14 protein-coding genes are annotated in these 16,294 nt (G+C 66.0%); 9 read left to right on the top strand and 5 right to left on the bottom strand.

Annotation, left to right across the window (positions count from 1 at the left end; all coding sequences use genetic code 11):
- Positions 1-87 precede the first annotated feature (87 nt).
- The gene (locus JAO75_RS21610; RefSeq protein WP_199051257.1) at positions 88-2,532 is read right to left on the bottom strand and encodes a penicillin-binding protein 1A; all 2,445 of its coding nucleotides are present in this window, start codon (positions 2,530-2,532) and stop codon (positions 88-90) included.
- Between the two features lie 110 nt (positions 2,533-2,642).
- The gene (locus tag JAO75_RS21605) at positions 2,643-3,887 is read right to left on the bottom strand and encodes an N-acetylmuramoyl-L-alanine amidase (RefSeq protein ID WP_199051244.1); all 1,245 of its coding nucleotides are present in this window, start codon (positions 3,885-3,887) and stop codon (positions 2,643-2,645) included.
- Between the two features lie 616 nt (positions 3,888-4,503).
- Here JAO75_RS21605 and JAO75_RS21600 point away from each other — a divergent pair.
- Positions 4,504-7,185 carry a ribonuclease E/G gene (locus JAO75_RS21600; protein WP_199051242.1) on the top strand — a complete coding sequence of 894 codons (2,682 nt, stop codon included), beginning with the start codon at positions 4,504-4,506 and terminating at the stop codon, positions 7,183-7,185.
- 169 nt (positions 7,186-7,354) lie between these two features.
- Here JAO75_RS21600 and JAO75_RS21595 read toward each other — a convergent pair whose 3' ends face one another.
- Positions 7,355-8,536 carry a pyridoxal phosphate-dependent aminotransferase gene (locus tag JAO75_RS21595; protein WP_199051240.1) on the bottom strand — a complete coding sequence of 394 codons (1,182 nt, stop codon included), beginning with the start codon at positions 8,534-8,536 and terminating at the stop codon, positions 7,355-7,357.
- A 297-nt stretch (positions 8,537-8,833) separates the two neighbouring features.
- Here JAO75_RS21595 and JAO75_RS21590 point away from each other — a divergent pair, with 297 nt between their 5' ends.
- From JAO75_RS21590 to aat, 6 genes are all read left to right on the top strand, one after another.
- Positions 8,834-9,613, top strand: a complete 780-nt coding sequence (locus tag JAO75_RS21590; protein WP_199051233.1) for a DsbA family protein — start codon at positions 8,834-8,836, stop codon at positions 9,611-9,613.
- A 234-nt stretch (positions 9,614-9,847) separates the two neighbouring features.
- Positions 9,848-10,315, top strand: coding sequence for a type II 3-dehydroquinate dehydratase (aroQ, locus tag JAO75_RS21585; protein WP_199051226.1), 468 nt, complete (start codon positions 9,848-9,850; stop codon positions 10,313-10,315).
- Between the two features lie 26 nt (positions 10,316-10,341).
- Positions 10,342-10,821 (top strand): acetyl-CoA carboxylase biotin carboxyl carrier protein, encoded by a 480-nt coding sequence (gene accB / locus JAO75_RS21580; protein ID WP_199051224.1) that lies wholly within the window; start codon positions 10,342-10,344, stop codon positions 10,819-10,821.
- A gap of 8 nt (positions 10,822-10,829) precedes the next feature.
- Positions 10,830-12,191, top strand: coding sequence for an acetyl-CoA carboxylase biotin carboxylase subunit (gene accC, locus JAO75_RS21575; protein WP_199051222.1), 1,362 nt, complete (start codon positions 10,830-10,832; stop codon positions 12,189-12,191).
- Positions 12,192-12,316: 125 nt separating this feature from the next.
- The gene (locus JAO75_RS25275) at positions 12,317-13,063 is read left to right on the top strand and encodes a CatB-related O-acetyltransferase (protein ID WP_199051221.1); all 747 of its coding nucleotides are present in this window, start codon (positions 12,317-12,319) and stop codon (positions 13,061-13,063) included.
- Between the two features lie 78 nt (positions 13,064-13,141).
- On the top strand, positions 13,142-13,816 hold the full coding sequence (aat, locus tag JAO75_RS21565; protein ID WP_199051220.1) for a leucyl/phenylalanyl-tRNA--protein transferase: 675 nt from the start codon (positions 13,142-13,144) through the stop codon (positions 13,814-13,816).
- Here the strand turns inward: aat and JAO75_RS21560 are convergent, their stop codons facing one another.
- Together JAO75_RS21560 and JAO75_RS21555 are read right to left on the bottom strand one after the other, a co-directional pair.
- Entirely contained in the window at positions 13,817-14,425 is a 609-nt protein-coding gene (locus JAO75_RS21560) for a DUF2155 domain-containing protein (RefSeq protein ID WP_199051218.1), read from the bottom strand.
- A 150-nt stretch (positions 14,426-14,575) separates the two neighbouring features.
- A complete protein-coding gene (locus tag JAO75_RS21555; RefSeq protein ID WP_199051216.1) occupies positions 14,576-15,031 on the bottom strand; it encodes a MarR family winged helix-turn-helix transcriptional regulator in 456 nt (151 codons plus the stop codon).
- Positions 15,032-15,139: 108 nt separating this feature from the next.
- Here JAO75_RS21555 and JAO75_RS21550 point away from each other — a divergent pair, with 108 nt between their 5' ends.
- The gene (locus JAO75_RS21550; RefSeq protein ID WP_199051214.1) at positions 15,140-15,493 is read left to right on the top strand and encodes a DUF1428 domain-containing protein; all 354 of its coding nucleotides are present in this window, start codon (positions 15,140-15,142) and stop codon (positions 15,491-15,493) included.
- A 13-nt stretch (positions 15,494-15,506) separates the two neighbouring features.
- Positions 15,507-16,283 (top strand): VOC family protein, encoded by a 777-nt coding sequence (locus JAO75_RS21545; protein ID WP_199051212.1) that lies wholly within the window; start codon positions 15,507-15,509, stop codon positions 16,281-16,283.
- The last annotated feature ends 11 nt before the right edge of the window (positions 16,284-16,294 follow it).

Raw genomic sequence — 16,294 nt, 5'->3', positions numbered from 1 at the left:
GCCGCTCCACGGACACCGGGCAGCCGGCACGGGCTGCCCGGTGTCCGGGTCATGGGTGAATGATGCCGATATGGCGATGGATGCCGGTCAGTACAATCCGCCGGGGGCAACGCCTCCGGCCTGCCGGGGCGCCCCGGGATAGCCGGGATACTCGGCCTGCGGAACCTCCTCGGGCTCGGGCGCCACGAATTCGGGCGGAGCCGTGCCGGGCTTGAAGGCCTCGAGGATCGTGCCCCCGCCCTCGCCGCCGGCGCGGGTGCCGGTGGAGGCGTTGACGCGGATCAGCTTGATGCCGGGCGGCACGCGGAACGGCGTCGCAGGCTTGTCCTTGAGCGCCATCTGCATGAAATCGCGGAACACCGGAGCGGCGTACTGGCCGGCCGTGGCCGCATTGCCGAGCGACTTCGGCTGGTCGTAGCCGAGGAACACGCCCACGGCGAGATCCGGCGAGAAGCCCACGAACCACACGTCCTTGGCGTCGTTGGTGGTGCCGGTCTTGCCCGCGAGCGGCTTGCCGACGGCCTTGACCGTCTGGGCGGTGCCGCGCTGGACCACGCCTTCCAGGATCGACGTGATCTGGTAGGCGGTGAGCGGATCGAGCACCTGCTCCCGGTTCTCGCTGAGCTTGGGCGCGGCGCCGCCATCCCACTTCTCGGCATCGCAGTTCGCGCATTTGCGGTCGTCATGACGATAGATCGTCCGGCCGTTGCGGTCCTGGATCTGGTCGATCAGGGTCGGCTTGATCCGGCGGCCGCCGTTGACGAACATCGAATAGGCCGCCGTCATGCGCATGACCGTGGTCTCGCCGGCGCCGAGCGACATGGAGAGCAGCGGCAGCATATCGTCATAGACGCCGAAGCGGCGGGAATATTCGGCGACGAGCGGCATGCCGATCTCGTTCGACAGGCGCACCGTCATCAGGTTCTTGGAGTGCTCGATGCCGTAGCGCAGCGTCCGCACGCCGGCCGACTTGCCGTCATAGTTCTTGGGCGCCCACGCCTCCTGGCCCGGCCCCATGTCGAGAACGAAGGGTCCGTCCAGGATCTGGCTCGACGGAGTGTAGCCGTTGTCGAGAGCCGTGGCGTAGACGATGGGCTTGAACGAGGAGCCTGGCTGACGCATGGCCTGGATGGCCCGGTTGAACTCGCTCTGGTCGTAGGAGAACCCGCCCACCATGGCGTGAACGCGGCCCGTGTTCGGGTCCATGGCCACGATGGCGCCGGAGATCTCGGGAATCTGGCGCAGGCGGAACTGGCCCTCCTTGTCGGCCAGCGGCTCCACATAAACCACGTCGCCGACCGACAGGGCCTTGTCGACGCTGCGGCGGGTCCATTTCACGCCGTCCGCCGCGACGATGCCGGTCTCCCGGTCCTTCACGATCTGACCGGACGCCTCGCGCTTCGGCTGGAGCCCGACCTTGGCCTGTCCGCGCGCCACTTCCAGCACGACGGCCAGGCGCCACGGCTGAACGTCGCCGAGGATCGGCACCTCGGACAGGGCCAGGCCCCATTCGCGGCCGGCCAGGTCGATCTTCTGCTGAGCACCGCGCCAGCCGCGCGCCTCGTCGAAGCGCACTAGGCCGTCGGTGAGGGCCTTGCGGGCCATGGCCTGCATCTTGGGATCCAGCGTCGAGCGGATCAGCAGGCCGCCCTCATAGAGGGTTTCCTCGCCATAGCGCTCGGCGATGTCGCGGCGCACGCCTTCGGCGAAGTAGCCGGACGCGATGCTGTTCGGGGAGACAAGCCGCGGCTTGACGTTGAGCGGCTCCTTCTTGGCCTCCTCGGCGGCCTCGGGGGAGATGTAGCCGTTGACGGCCATGCGCTCGATCACCCAGTTGCGGCGCTCGATAGCGGCCTTGCGCTGGCGGAACGGATGGTAGTTGTTCGGCCCCTTCGGCAGGGCCGCGATATAGGCGGCCTCGGCAATGGTCAGCTCGTGGATCGACTTGCCGAAATAATCGAGGGCCGCGGCCGCGATGCCGTGAAGGTTGCGACCCGGGGTCAGGGTCCCGAGGAAGATCTCGTTGAGGTAGAGTTCGAGGATCTTGTCCTTCGAGAAGGTCGATTCCATGCGCAGCGCGATCAGCGCCTCGCGGATCTTGCGCTCATAGCTGCGCTCGTTGCCGACCAGGAAGTTCTTGGCGACCTGCTGGGTGATGGTGGAGGCGCCCTGCTCCCGGGCCCCGCCCGAGCGCAGGTTGATCACGACAGCGCGCATCAGCCCCTCCGGGTCGATGCCCGGATGCTTGTAGAAATTCTTGTCTTCGGCCGACAGGAAGGCCCCGATCACCAGCTTGGGCACGGAGTTGATCGGCACATAGAGCCGGCGCTCGCGGGCATATTCGGCGATCAGGCTGCCGTCGGACGCGTGGATGCGGGTCATCACCGGCGGCTCGTAATTGGCAAGCTGGGCGTGATCCGGCAGATCCTTCGAATAGAACCAGAATCCATAGGCGAGCCCGACAGCGCCGATCAGGAAGAAGATCGCACCAACGCTGAAGAGAAAGCCGAAAAATCGTAGGACAAAGCGCATCCGAAGGTATTCCATGACGGCGCCTTCAGGCGCCCGTTTATGTAGATCTTGAAACGCGGACCCTCGTTAGCCGATGAATCGCGCCCCCGCTACGGGTATCCACACCCACTCTATGGTAAAACTGCGGCGGCGCCCCTCCGGGCGAACCGTGCAGCGAAAAATCGGTCCACGGCATTCGACATGGCCGAGACCATCTTGGCCCGCCACTCCTCGGACATCAACAAATCTAAGTCTTTTTGGCTGGACAGATAGCCAAGTTCGACAAGAACGGACGGCACATCATGGGCCCGCAGCACCTGGAAACGGGCCTGCCGGTGGGGGTTCTTGTTGAGGCGGGCGACGGAATCGAACTCGCCCACGAGGCGGGAAGCGAAGCCGTGAGAGAAGCCGCGGGTTTCGCGCAGGGTCAGGTCCATCAGGATGTCGGATACGTCGTCCGGCATGTCGCCCGATTCGACGCCCGCCACCGCATCGGCCCTGTTTTCGCGATCCGCCAGCCGGGCGGAATCCGCGTCGGACGCCCGCTCGGACCCGGTATAGACCGTCAGGCCCCGCACGTCCTGCCCGCCGGAGATCGAATCCGCGTGGATCGAGATGAAGAGATCGGCCTGGGCGGCCCGCGCGGCGCGCACCCGGTCGCCGAGGGAGACGAACACGTCCTGGTCGCGGGTCATGAGCACCTTGTAGCGACCGTCGGCTTCGAGCTTCTTCTTCAGCCGCTGGGCGAAGGAGAGCACCAGGTCTTTCTCGGCCACGCTTCCCGAGGCGGCCGCAGCACCCGGATCGATGCCGCCGTGACCGGGATCGATCATGATCACCGGCCGGTCGTCCTTGGCGGCCTGCACGACGGGCGCGGGAGCGTCCTTCGCGGGAGGCGCACTCCCGGCCGCGGCCTTGCGGAATTCCTCCCGGTCGGCCCTGGACAGCTCGATGGTCAGGATCGTGGCGGCACCGGTGGAGTCGGGCGCCGTCGTCAGGCCGGACACAATCGCCGGTTGCGCCAGCTCCATCACCACGCGAGAGCGGCCCGGCGCGAAGAGACCGTAGCGGTAGGAGGCGACGAGCCCCTCCCTGCTGCGCCCGGCCTCCGGCGGAAGGTGGAAGGCGACCTCCGGCAGGTCGATGATGAGCCGGTCCGGGCGCTCCATGAGGGAGACCTGCGCCGTCACCGGCTTCGAGAGGGTGACCTTGAACAGCGTCTTCGTCCCGTCCGTCTCGACGACGGCGGCGGCCGCGATGACCGGAGTCGCGGGCTTCGCGCCGTCTCCCGCCGCCCAGGCACGTCCGGTTCCGGCGGCGAGGATGATCGCCACGAGGCACGCGCCGGCAAGGCGTATGATGAGGGAAAGATGCATCGGTGATCGGCTGATCGGTGAGGTTTCGAGCGTCCTTTCCTATACTCATAGGCGGCGTTTGGTTAACGGAACCTCACGCCGGCCGTCCGTTTACTGAGACTCTGTTGCATTCATGGCACAGTGAGACAGCATCTTGCCAAATGCCCCATTCGATCTGTAATGATCTTGATCCCGTCCGGCATGGCCGAATCTGACGGCGGCTCCAAAGGAGACGGTTGTGTTGACCGATCCTTCAGGGACTGCCTCACCCTCGACAGGCTACGGGCAGGATCACAGGGCGACGCCTGTCGCCACTCGCCGATGGCCGGTTCACCCGGCCCATCGATATCTACGAAAGGGCCGTCTCGAATGGTTGCACGCACGAAGTCAGCTATGACCTTCGTTTCTGCATCGTTCGAATCGCGCGTATCCCTTCGCGCACGCCCCAGCACCACCCTTTCCGGCCCCGTGCCGGCCCAATTCAACCCAGAATGCGCCCCTTCGCGGCGCAGGATGGCGATCGACAGCACTCCGAACGCAATTTCAGCCCGTCGCCTTCGTTTGCGGCGCGCCTCACCGCCCACAATGCGGCCCCTGCCTCAGGTCCTGCCCTCGATCGCCATGTCGAGAGTTCAACATGGCAAACAAGATGCTCATCGATGCCTCCCACCCGGAAGAAACCCGGGTCGTGGTGGTACGTGGTCAGAAGGTCGAAGAGTTCGACTTCGAATCCGCTAACCGGAAGCAGCTGCGCGGGAATATCTATCTCGCCAAGGTCACCCGGGTCGAACCGTCTCTCCAGGCGGCCTTTGTGGAATACGGCGGAAACCGCCACGGGTTCCTCGCTTTCAGCGAAATCCATCCCGATTACTATCAGATCCCGGTCGCCGACCGGCAGGCCCTGCTTGAAGCCGAGGCGGAAGCCCAGCGCGAGGAGGAGCACGAGGAGGAGCGCCGCAGCAGCCGCGGCCGCCGCCGCCGGTCCTCGCCGCGCCGCGCCCAGAACGACGAGACCGTCGTCTCCACCGAGGCCGAGGCCGGAACTGAGGACAACGTAGACGCCGCCTCCGAAAGCGAAACTGCAGGCGCAGCCGAAGGCACAGAGGCTGCTTCGTTCGAGACTGCGGAAACCTCTGCCCCGGCCGATGTGGCGGCTCCCGCCGAAGGCGTCTCGGACGATGCTCTCGCGGCTGCCGAGGGGTCGGCTCATGTCGAGGCTTCGCAGGACGAAGAGGCCGCGGACGAAACCGAGGCCCGCTCGCCCGGAGACGACACGGAATCCGATGACGAGGACGAGTCCGATGAGGACGAGGACGACGTCGAGGAGCACGAGATCGTCGAGCAGCTCGGCGGCGACGACGCCATCGAGGATCTGCCCCAGCGCCGCCGCACGCCGCGCAAGCAGTACAAGATCCAGGAAGTCATCAAGCGCCGCCAGATCCTGCTGGTGCAGGTCGTCAAGGAAGAGCGCGGCAACAAGGGCGCGGCGCTCACTACCTACCTGTCGCTCGCCGGCCGCTATTCGGTGCTCATGCCCAACACGGGCCGGGGCGGCGGCATCTCGCGCAAGATCACCAATGCGGCCGACCGCAAGCGCCTGAAGGAAATTGCCCAGGAGCTGGAGGTGCCCGAGGGAATGGGCATCATCCTGCGCACGGCCGGCGCCTCGCGCACCAAGCCCGAGATCAAGCGCGACTACGAATACCTGATGCGCCTGTGGGAGAGCGTGCGTGAGCTGACCCTCAAGTCCGCCGCCCCCGCCCTCGTGTACGAGGAAGGCTCCCTGATCAAGCGCGCCATCCGCGACCTCTACAACAAGGACATCGACGACGTGATGGTCGCCGGTGAGGAGGGCTATCGCGAGGCCAAGGACTTCATGCGCATGCTCATGCCGAGCCATGCCAAGCTGGTCCAGCCCTACCGCGACCCGCAGCCGCTCTTCGCCAAGTTCGGCGTCGAGGCCCAGCTCGACGCCATGTTCTCGAACGTGGTGACGCTCAAGTCCGGCGGCTACCTCGTCATCAATCCGACGGAAGCCCTCGTCTCCATCGACGTGAACTCCGGCCGCTCCACCCGCGAGCACAACATCGAGGACACGGCCCTTCGCACGAACCTGGAGGCATCCGAGGAGATCGCCCGCCAGCTGCGCCTGCGGGACCTCGCCGGCCTCGTCGTGATCGACTTCATCGACATGGAGGAGAAGCGGAACAACCGCGCCGTCGAGAAGAAGCTGAACGAGTGCCTGAAGAACGACCGCGCCCGCATCCAGGTGGGCCGCATCTCGCCCTTCGGCCTGCTGGAGATGTCGCGCCAGCGCATCCGCACCGGCGTGCTCGAATCCTCGTCGATCCCCTGCCCGCACTGCGCCGGCACCGGCTTCGTGCGCTCGACGCCGTCCGTCGCCCTTCAGGTGCTGCGCTCGATCGAGGAAACCCTCATCAAGAATTCGGGCTACAACCTCGTGGTCCGCACCCGCATGGAAGCGGCCTTCTACATCCTGAACCAGAAGCGCATTCACCTGCGCGAGCTGGAGAGCCGCTTCGGCGTCACGATCTCCATCGTGGCCGACGACACCCTGCAGGGCCATACCACCTACGCCATCGACCGCGGCGACCCGGCCCTCAAGCTGGAGCACAAGTCGGCCGCGACGGGCATCCAGATCGACGCCATCGTGCCGATGGACGAGCCTGAGGAGGATGAGGTCGAGACCGAGGAGGAGGAGACCGCCGAGGACACCCAGGCCGCCGGCGAGGAGCGCGGCGAGCCGGGTGAAAGCGAAGGCGACCGCCGTCGCCGCCGCCGCCGTCGCCGTCGCCGTGGTCGCGACCGGGAGGCCTTCGCAGGCTCGGATCAGGCCGAGGAAGGTGCCGAGGCCGGAGAGGCCGAGGGCGAGTCCGACGAGGCGGAGTCCGACGTCGAGGCTTCCACCAGCGAGGCTGCAACCGGCGAAGGCGGCGAATCCGAGGATGAGCGCGGCGGACGCCGCCGCCGTCGCGGTCGCCGTGGCGGACGCGGGCGCGGCCGTGACGAGGCCGGCGAGGAAGGCTCCGCGGCTTCCGAGGAGGCCCAGGCCGACTCCGCTTCCGATGAGGCTGCTCCCGTTCAGGACGCCAAGCCTGACGCCGAGGCTCCCAAGCCTGCGGCCCAGGAAGAGCGCATCGTGGCTCCGCAGCAGCCGGTGGCCGAGGAGCCTGCGGCTCCCGCACCGGTCATCCCCGAGCCCGAGCCGGTCGCCGTCGTGCTGACCCCGCCCGACCCGGAGCGCCCCAAGCGCGCCGGCTGGTGGTCCAAGGCCAAGTCGGTCCTGAGCGGATCGTAAATCGAAAACAAATGCCCGGCCTTGAGCCGGGCATTTTCGTTTTGCTCTGCATCCCGTCATGCCCGCACTTGTTGCGGGCATCCACGTCTTTGCGGCGGTTGAAGACGTGGATGGCCGGGACTGATCCCCGGATCAAGTCCGGGGACAGCCATGACGGTGGAGGGTGGGCCTACCTCAGCCACCCCTTCAGCCGAGACACGGTCTCGCGGCAATCGTTCTCGGAGCCGGCGAAGGACAGGCGCAGGTAATGCGAGCCCTCGATGGGGTCGAAGTCGAGCCCCGGCGTGGCGGCGACGCCCGCCTCCTCCAGCATGCGCTTGGAGAAGCCGATGGAGTCGTTCGTGAAGCGGGCGATGTCGGCATAGATGTAGAAGGCGCCGTCCACCGGGTGCATCTCGGCGATGCCGATCTTGGGCAGCTCCTCCAGCAGATAGGCGCGGTTGCGGGCGTATCCGGCCTTCACGGCCTCGAGTTCCTCCATCGCGTCGAAAGCGGCGAGCGCCGCCACCTGCGAGAGATAGGGCGGCGAGATGTAGAGGTTCTGGGCCAGCCGCTCGATGGGCCGCACCAGCCGCTCGGGCACCACGATCCAGCCGATGCGCCAGCCGGTCATGCAGTAGTATTTGGAGAACGAGTTGATCACCACCGCGTCGTCATCCGAGACGAGCGCCGTCGAGGCGGGCTCGCCATAGGTCAGCCCGTGATAGATCTCGTCGGACACGAACCACAGCCCGAGGCGCCGGCAGGTCTCGCCAAGGTCAGCGAGCGCCTTGCGGCCGATCATAGTGCCGGAGGGGTTCGCTGGGCTCATGGCCAAGATGCCGTGCAGCGGCTTCTCCGCATGGGCCCTGGCGATGGACTCGGCCGTCATGATCCAACCGTCCGCCTTGGTGAGCGGGATCGTGACGGGCTCGATGCCCAGCGCCTCAAGGATGTTGCGATAGGCCGGATAGCCCGGCGCCGTGATCGCCACCCGCTGGCCGGGATCGAAGAGACTCAGGAAAGCCAGGACGAAGCCGGCCGAGGAGCCGGTGGTCACCACCACCCGCTCCGGCGCGATGCTCACCCCGTAGGTATCCTTGTAGTGCCGCGCGATCCGCTCGCGCAGGGCGGACAGGCCCAGCGCCTCCGTATAGCCGATGCGGCCGAGGTCGAGGGCCGCCTTCGCGGCCTCCCGGGCAGCCCGCGGCGCCGGCGCGGAGGGCTGGCCCACCTCCATGTGGATGACGCTGTCCCCCCGCCGCTCCTTGGCGGCGGCCGCGCTCAGCACGTCCATGGCCAGGAACGAGGCCACGCGGTCCATGCGGCGCGCGATGAGGGGCTGGTGGAGATCGGCGGATGATTTGGTCATGAACAGGCTCGTATCCCGTTGGAGGGACGGCCTCAAGACAGTTCCGTGTCATTCCCGGCCGGAGCGTAGCGGAGGGGAAGGGAATCCACTCACACGCACGGCATTATGGATCCCCTTCCCGCACTTCGTGCGCCGGGGATGACACACAGGGTCATGGACAGGTGCAAAACGAAGCCGTGATTTGACGCCTCATGCCCCGAACCGCTAACTCGCAGGAGAACGGACGAGTCTCAACTCCGCCTTGAACCAAGCTTAAGGATCGGACTTGTCTCAAGGAATTTCCGCAAAGGACCCGAAATGCGCTCTTCGCTTCTCAAAATCGGCCAGGCTGTAGCCCTTGTCGGCACCCTCGGCCTCGCTCCCGCCGCCATGGCGCAGAGCCCGGTCTTCACCGACCAGCAGAAGCAGGTCATCGGCGAGATCGTGAAGGACTACCTCATCAAGAACCCGGAGGTTCTGACGGAGGTGATCGGCGAGCTGGAGAAGCGCCAGGCGGAAGCCCAGCAGGTGGCTCAGGCCAGCGCCGTCAAGGAAACGCAGCAGTCGCTCCTGAACGCCTCGCACTCCTACGTGGTCGGCAACCCGACCGGCGACGTCACCCTGGTGGAGTTCTTCGACTACAATTGCGGCTACTGCAAGAAGGCGCTGGCCGACGTCCAGACGCTCATCAAGAGCGACCCCAAGCTTCGCGTGGTCCTGAAGGACTTCCCCGTGCTCGGCCCCGATTCCGTCGAGGCGAGCCGCGTGGCGCTGGCCGTGAAGAACCAGCTCCAGGGTCAGAAGCTGTTCGACTACCACGTGAAGGTCATGGATACCCGCGGCCGGGTGAACGGCGAGCGGGCGATGGCGGTCGCCAAGGAGATGGGCGTCGACATGGCCCGCCTCCAGAAGGACATCGAGAGCCCTGAGGTCCGCAATGCCCTCCAGGAGAACACGGCGCTCGGCGACAGGCTCAGCCTGACCGGAACCCCCGCCTTCGTCATCGGCGAGGCCATCATCCCCGGCGCCGTCGGCCTGGAGCCCCTGAAGCAGCTCGTGAACAATGTCCGCCAGTGCGGCAAGGCGAATTGCGGGTAATCGCTCTATCGTCATCCCCGGACCTGTTCCGGAGATCCACGCCTTTCACCGCTTGGACGATGTGAATGGCCGGGACAAGCCCGGCCATGTGACGGGAAAACCGGCGTGGTGCCCCATCGGAAGCCCCGTCAAGCTTGGGAAAGCCCCGGTTTTCCCCTTCCCCCCTGCTCGCCTTTTGGCTAAGAGGGCGTTTCGGCTCCGCCTGGCGGGGCTTCAAGGAACGCTCCTTATCCGATGACCACCGTCTTCGTCCTCAACGGACCCAACCTCAACCTGCTCGGCCGCAGGGAGCCTCAGATCTATGGCAGCACCACGCTTGCCGACATCGAGAAGCTCGTGCGCGAGAAGGCCGAGGCCCTTGGGACGGGGGTCACCTTCCGCCAGTCGAACCATGAAGGACATCTGGTCGACTGGATCCAGGAGGCGGGAGCGCAGGGCGCGGGCATCGTCATCAATGCCGGCGCCTATACCCACACCTCGATCGCGCTGCGCGACGCCATCTCCGGCAGCGGCGCTCCGACGGTCGAGATCCACCTTTCAAACGTTCATGCTCGCGAGGGCTTTCGCCATCGCTCGCTCATAGCGCCCGTCTCCGTCGGCGTGATCTGTGGTTTCGGGCCCATGAGCTACCTGCTCGGCCTGGAAGCGGTTCACCGGGTGATGGCCGAGCGGGCCCGTCCGGCGAAACCCTCCCAGCACTAATTCCTCAGGAAGCAGAGGTTAGCCCCATGGCCAAGGAAAACCCTTTCGATCCCGATCTCGTCCGCGAACTGGCGAACCTGATCGCCGATACGGATCTCAGCGAGATCGAAGTGGAGAAGGGCGACCTTCGCATCCGCGTGGCGCGCATGGTCACCGCTGCCGTGACCGTTCCGGTGGCAGCTCCCGCAGCGCATCATGCGCCGGCCCCCGTCATGGCCCCGCCGCCGGCTGTCGCCGGCCCTGAGGTCGGCACGAAGGCCGGCACGCCTCACCCGGGCGCCGTGCTCTCGCCCATGGTCGGCACCACCTACCGCAAGCCCTCCCCGGATGCGAAGAACTTCGTCGAGATCGGCTCCAAGGTGCAGGCCGGCGACAAGGTTCTCCTCGTCGAAGCCATGAAGACCTTCAACGAGATCGTGGCGCCCCGCGCCGGCACCGTGACGGCCATCTTTGTCGAAGACGGAACTCCTGTTGAATACGGCGAACCCCTCCTCGTCATCGAGTAAGGCGCGATATGTTCGATAAGATCCTCATTGCCAATCGAGGCGAGATCGCCCTGCGCATCCTGCGCGCGGCGAAGGAGCTCGGCATCGCCACCGTTGCGGTGCATTCCACCGCCGACGCGGATGCCATGCATGTGCGCCTCGCCGACGAGAGCGTCTGCATCGGCCCCCCGGCCGCCCGCGACAGCTATCTCAACATCCCGGCCCTGATCGCCGCCTGCGAGATCACCGGCGCCGACGCCATCCATCCCGGCTACGGCTTCCTTTCCGAGAACGCGCGCTTCGCGGAGGTGCTGGAGCATCACCGCATCGCCTTCATCGGCCCCAAGGCGGAACACATCCGCATCATGGGCGACAAGATCGAGGCCAAGCGCACGGCCAAGCGCCTCGGCATCCCCTGCGTGCCCGGCTCCGAGGGCGGCATCACCGATGACGACGAGGCCAAGCGCGTCGCCAAGGAGATCGGCTACCCGGTCATCATCAAGGCCGCCGCCGGCGGCGGCGGACGCGGCATGAAGGTGGCGCGCACGGAAGAGGACCTCGTCCACGCGCTCCAGACCGCCAAGACCGAGGCCAAGGCGGCCTTCGGCGACGATGCGGTCTATATCGAGAAGTATCTCGAGAAGCCGCGCCACATCGAGATCCAGGTGCTCGGCGACGGCAAGGGCAACGCCATTCATCTGGGCGAGCGCGACTGCTCCCTGCAGCGACGCCACCAGAAGGTCTGGGAGGAAGGCCCCTCGCCGGCCCTCAACGTCGAGATGCGCGAGCGCATCGGCGGCGTCGTGGCCAAGGCCATGCAGGAGCTGCAATACGCGGGCGCCGGCACCATCGAGTTCCTCTACGAGGACGGCGAGTTCTACTTCATCGAGATGAACACCCGCATCCAGGTGGAGCACCCCGTCACGGAAATGATCACCGGCATCGACCTGGTGAACGAGCAGATCCGCGTGGCTGCCGGCCATCCGCTCTCGGTGAAGCAGGAAGACATCAAGATCGAGGGCCATGCCATCGAGTGCCGCGTGAACGCCGAGCATCCCTCGACCTTCCGCCCCTCGCCCGGCACGATCAGCTACTTCCACCCGCCGGGCGGCCTCGGCGTGCGCGTCGATTCGGCGGCCTATCAGGGCTACCGCATCCCGCCGCACTACGATTCCCTCGTGGGCAAGCTCATCGTCCATGGCCGCACCCGCAACGAGTGCCTCATGCGCCTGCGCCGGGCCCTCGACGAGTTCGTGGTCGACGGCATCGACACCACGCTCCCGCTCTTCCGGACCCTGGTGCGCAACCCGGACATCCAGAACGGCCAGTACGACATCCACTGGCTGGAGAATTTCCTGAAGACGGGCGGTCTGGGCGACGAGCAGGCCTGACGGTTCACCGGACACAGGGCAGCGCCTCCGGCTCGACGCAAAACCTGGAGGCGCTGAAACGATTAGGCTTGCTCAGAAAAGTTCTGTAATATCATACAAACTTACCCGAGCAAGCCATACCGACGATGAGCACCGCCCAGCCAGCCTCCTCCAAGGAAGAGATCAAAGCCTTCCTGCTCAAGCATGGCCTCGATCTCCGCGGTACAATCGGCCAGGGCTTGATCTGGGAGGCCCCTGTCAAGATTTTCCATTCATCCCATGTGGGGGCGGTGGAGATCGGAGCCTACTCCTACATCTCTCCCCGAACCGAGATCCAGCACGCCACCATCGGACGGTACTGCTCCATCGGCGACAACGTGAACATGCGCGGGAGCGCCCATCCCAAGGAATGGCTTTCCTCCCACCCATTCCCGTACACCAATCTCTATTCTCACAGCCGCCCATACCGGCCGCCCCTCACCTTCGAGGGATACGGCAAGAAAACGCATGTCGGACACGATGTCTGGATCGGCTCCCGCACCATCATTCTCCCCGGAGTGACGATCGGAACCGGGGCGATCATCGGAACAGGCGCTGTGGTGGCGAAGGATGTTCCCGCCTATGCGATCGCTGTGGGCAATCCGGTGCAGGTGGTGAAGTATCGGTTCGAGCAGTCGCTTGTCGAGCGGCTTCTGAAGAGTGAATGGTGGACCTACGATCTGCCCAAATATCTCGAGCAGCGGTCAGACATTCCGCTTGATGATCCGGAGCGAATGCTCGACTTCCTTTCTCGGCACGGTGCGGACATTCCCCGCATCGGCCCGACTCGGAAAAGCTATTCGCGGCAGAATAACAAGATCGTTGTTCAAAGCCTTCCAGCGGCCAGGACCTGAACTACGTCATGGGCGTTGTCGAGCAGGAACGGGGCCGCAAGTTGGACGGAGTTCCCGTTCCTTGGTACAAATCCAAGCATGAGCCATGCGTCTGACCACGCGATTGAGATCAGCCCCGACATCCTGCTGAAAGCCTATGCTGCCGGGATCTTTCCCATGGCGGAGGATGCGGACGATCCGTCCCTGTTCTGGGTCGAGCCTCGTGAGCGGGGGATCATTCCGCTCGAAGGTTTCCACGTCTCCAAGCGCCTTGCCCGCACGGTCCGGTCGGACGTGTTCGAGGTGCGCGTGGACCAGGACTTCGACGCCGTCATCGCCGGCTGCGCGGCACCTGCGGCGGATCGGGAGAAGACCTGGATCAGCCGGCGGATCCGGGAGCTCTACGGCGAGCTGTTCGATGCCGGCTACTGCCACACGGTGGAAGTCTACCAGGAGGGCCGCCTCGTCGGCGGCCTCTACGGCGTCAGGCTGAACGGCGCCTTCTTCGGCGAGAGCATGTTCCATACGGAGCGCGACGCCTCGAAGGTAGCGCTCGTGCATCTCGTGGCGCGTCTGCGCCGGGGCGGGTTCTCGCTTCTGGACACGCAGTTCGTGACCTCGCACCTGGCGCAGTTCGGCGCCACCGAGGTCCCGCGGCGGGCCTACAAGCAGATGCTGCGCAGCGCCATGGAGCATGGGGCCGACTGGAACGCCTGGCCCCAGGAGCGGATCGTCAGCGGCGAGGAAGCGCTCGCCGCCATCAGCTCTCCCTAGTTAGGGGCGATCCGAGTTGATGATCGGCGCGGCCGGCCGCCGGGCGGGCTGCTGGCGCTGAGGCGCCGGCTGCCGCAGGGGGGCCGTCTCGACGGCAGGCGGACGAGGGGCCGTGCCGCCGGCCGGAGCCATGATGTCACCGGGCCGGGCCGGATCGTTCGATCCTTGCGCCGCATCCTGGATCGGCGGCAATTCCTCGGGTGTTTCCTTGGGCTCCGCGATCACCTCGGTGCCGCCTTTGCAGTCCACGAGCCAGATGTCGTACACCGGGTGCTCGAGGCCGTGCAGGCCCGGGCTCGCGGCGAAGAGCCAGCCCGAGAAGACCCGCTTGGCCTTGTCCTCGGCTCCGGGCTCGTCCACCTCGATGAAGGATGTGGTGTTCGGAGTTTCCGTCGGCGGCTTGGTGAAGCAGACCCGCGGCGTCACCTGGAGCGCCCCGAACTGGACCGTCTCGTCGACGGCCACCTCGAACGACACGATTCGTCCGGTGATCTTGTCCAACCCGGAAAAGACGGCCGTGGGATTCTTGATCCTGTCCGCCTGCGCCGTGCCGAGGCCGCCGATTAGCGATGCGAGCACCAGGGTCGCCCGCGTCCATCCGAATGTCATCATGCTGTCCAAGCCAAGTTCGATCTGGCGCTTCTTGTCCGGCCAAGCTCGGCCGGACCCCTTTTGAGTTCGGCAACGCGATAGCACGTGAACCATGATGGAAAAAGGGCAGGCCGGAAGATAGGGCCTACGCCCACCCTGCCCTGACGTTCAGCCGGCCTGGGAGAGCGACCTGAGCGCCCCCCGGAGGTCCTCCGGCTGCACTTCCGGCAATCCCGCCTCGATGGCGGCATGGAGGTCGCGCCAGATCGGAACAGCGGCGGCCAGCACCTCCCGGCCCCTGTCCGTGAGGCCGAGAAGCTGGCTGCGGCGGTCCTCCGGGTCGCGGGCGATGGTCACGAGCCCGTCCCGCTCGAGCGGCTTCAGGGCGGCGGTCAGGGTCGTGCGGTCCATCGCCAGCAGCTGCGCCACGGGGCCGATCGGCGGAGGCTTGGGGCGGTTGAGAGCATTCAACAGGGAGAACTGGCCGGAGGTGATTCCAACGGGCCGCAGGGCATCGTCGAAGCGCCGCGACAGGGCTCGGGCCGCCCGCTGCGCATGCAGGCACAGGCAGGTGTCGCGCACCAGATGGGTTGTCTCGAAGGAAATCGCTTGCTCGTTTGACATGGTCCATTTACGTTGATATCAACATATTTGTCAAGAGAAACATGCAACGAAGTGTCACGAAGGGATGCTTCGCCGACCAGCAGTTCTGAAAAACGAGGGAGAGACGCGATGGCATATGTGGACGGGTTCGTGCTGGCCGTGCCGGCCGGCAACAAGGAGAGCTACCGCAAGCTCGCCACCGAGGCCTCGGCCCTCTTCAAGGAGTTCGGCGCCACCCGGATGGTCGAGTGCTGGGGCGACGACGTGCCGGACGGCACGCTCACCGACTTCCGCGGTGCCGTAAAGGCCAAGGAGGACGAGATCGTGGTGTTCAGCTGGATCGAGTATCCCTCCAAGGAGGTCCGCGACGAAGCCAACCGGAAAATCATGTCCGACGAGCGCATGAAGGCCATGGGCGACCAGATGCCCTTCGACGGCAAGCGCATGATCTTCGGCGGCTTCATGCCGATCCTCGACGTCTAAGGGGGCGGATATCATGGCCAATCGGCACGGCGACTTCATCTGGTACGAACTCCTGACGCGCGACGCGGATGCCGCCGCGCGCTTCTACGGCGCAGTCATCGGCTGGCAGAGCCGGTCGGCGGAAGGATCCGACCGGGGCTACAGGATCTTCGGGATCGACGGCACGGATGTGGGCGGGCTCATGCCCTTCCCTCCCGGCGCCGAGGGCGCGGGCATGCGCCCCATATGGCTCGGCTATGTTGCCGTCGAGAACGTGGACGCGGCAGCGGCCGACATCGTGCGGGACGGCGGCACGCAGCACATGGCGCCCACGGACATTCCCGGCGTCGGACGCTTCGCCATGCTCTCCGACCCGCAAGGGGTGATGCTCTACATCATGCGCGGCGCCGTCGAGGGCACGAGCACCGCGTTCGACCAGAACAAGTTCGGCCACTGCAACTGGAACGAGCTCTCCACCGGCGACCCGCAGGCAGCGCTGGCCTTCTACCGCGCCCGCTTCGGCTGGGAGAAGGGCGATGCCATGCCCATGGGCGAGATGGGCGACTACCAGTTCATCACCCACGGCGGCCGCACCATCGGAGCCGTCATGCGGCGCACGCCTGACGGGCCACCGCCCCTGTGGACGTTCTATTTCGGCGTCGAGGATATCGACGTCGCGGCACAGGCCGTCTCCGGGAATGGCGGCACGATCCACTACGGCCCCGCCGAAGTGCCGGGCGGCGTCTTCATCATCGTCGCCAGCGATCCGCAGGGAGCCCTGTTCGGCCTCGTCGGCCCGCGCAAATCGTAAGCTGGCCTTGA

Source organism: Microvirga splendida (assembly GCF_016427565.1).
GTDB classification, from domain to species: Bacteria; Pseudomonadota; Alphaproteobacteria; order Rhizobiales; family Beijerinckiaceae; genus Microvirga; species Microvirga splendida.
The sequence above is the reverse complement of the archived record's forward strand: the minus strand, read 5'-3'. Positions and strand labels throughout refer to the sequence as shown.

Bases quoted from the DNA above. Each gene is read 5' to 3' on its own strand.
- JAO75_RS21610 (WP_199051257.1), bottom strand. From the start codon at position 2,532: ATGCGCTTTGTCCTACGATTTTTCGGCTTTCTCTTCAGCGTTGGTGCG.
- JAO75_RS21605 (WP_199051244.1), bottom strand. From the start codon at position 3,887: ATGCATCTTTCCCTCATCATACGCCTTGCCGGCGCGTGCCTCGTGGCG.
- JAO75_RS21600 (WP_199051242.1), top strand. From the start codon at position 4,504: ATGGCAAACAAGATGCTCATCGATGCCTCCCACCCGGAAGAAACCCGG.
- JAO75_RS21595 (WP_199051240.1), bottom strand. From the start codon at position 8,536: ATGACCAAATCATCCGCCGATCTCCACCAGCCCCTCATCGCGCGCCGC.
- JAO75_RS21590 (WP_199051233.1), top strand. From the start codon at position 8,834: ATGCGCTCTTCGCTTCTCAAAATCGGCCAGGCTGTAGCCCTTGTCGGC.
- aroQ (WP_199051226.1), top strand. From the start codon at position 9,848: ATGACCACCGTCTTCGTCCTCAACGGACCCAACCTCAACCTGCTCGGC.
- accB (WP_199051224.1), top strand. From the start codon at position 10,342: ATGGCCAAGGAAAACCCTTTCGATCCCGATCTCGTCCGCGAACTGGCG.
- accC (WP_199051222.1), top strand. From the start codon at position 10,830: ATGTTCGATAAGATCCTCATTGCCAATCGAGGCGAGATCGCCCTGCGC.
- JAO75_RS25275 (WP_199051221.1), top strand. From the start codon at position 12,317: ATGAGCACCGCCCAGCCAGCCTCCTCCAAGGAAGAGATCAAAGCCTTC.
- aat (WP_199051220.1), top strand. From the start codon at position 13,142: ATGAGCCATGCGTCTGACCACGCGATTGAGATCAGCCCCGACATCCTG.
- JAO75_RS21560 (WP_199051218.1), bottom strand. From the start codon at position 14,425: ATGACATTCGGATGGACGCGGGCGACCCTGGTGCTCGCATCGCTAATC.
- JAO75_RS21555 (WP_199051216.1), bottom strand. From the start codon at position 15,031: ATGTCAAACGAGCAAGCGATTTCCTTCGAGACAACCCATCTGGTGCGC.
- JAO75_RS21550 (WP_199051214.1), top strand. From the start codon at position 15,140: ATGGCATATGTGGACGGGTTCGTGCTGGCCGTGCCGGCCGGCAACAAG.
- JAO75_RS21545 (WP_199051212.1), top strand. From the start codon at position 15,507: ATGGCCAATCGGCACGGCGACTTCATCTGGTACGAACTCCTGACGCGC.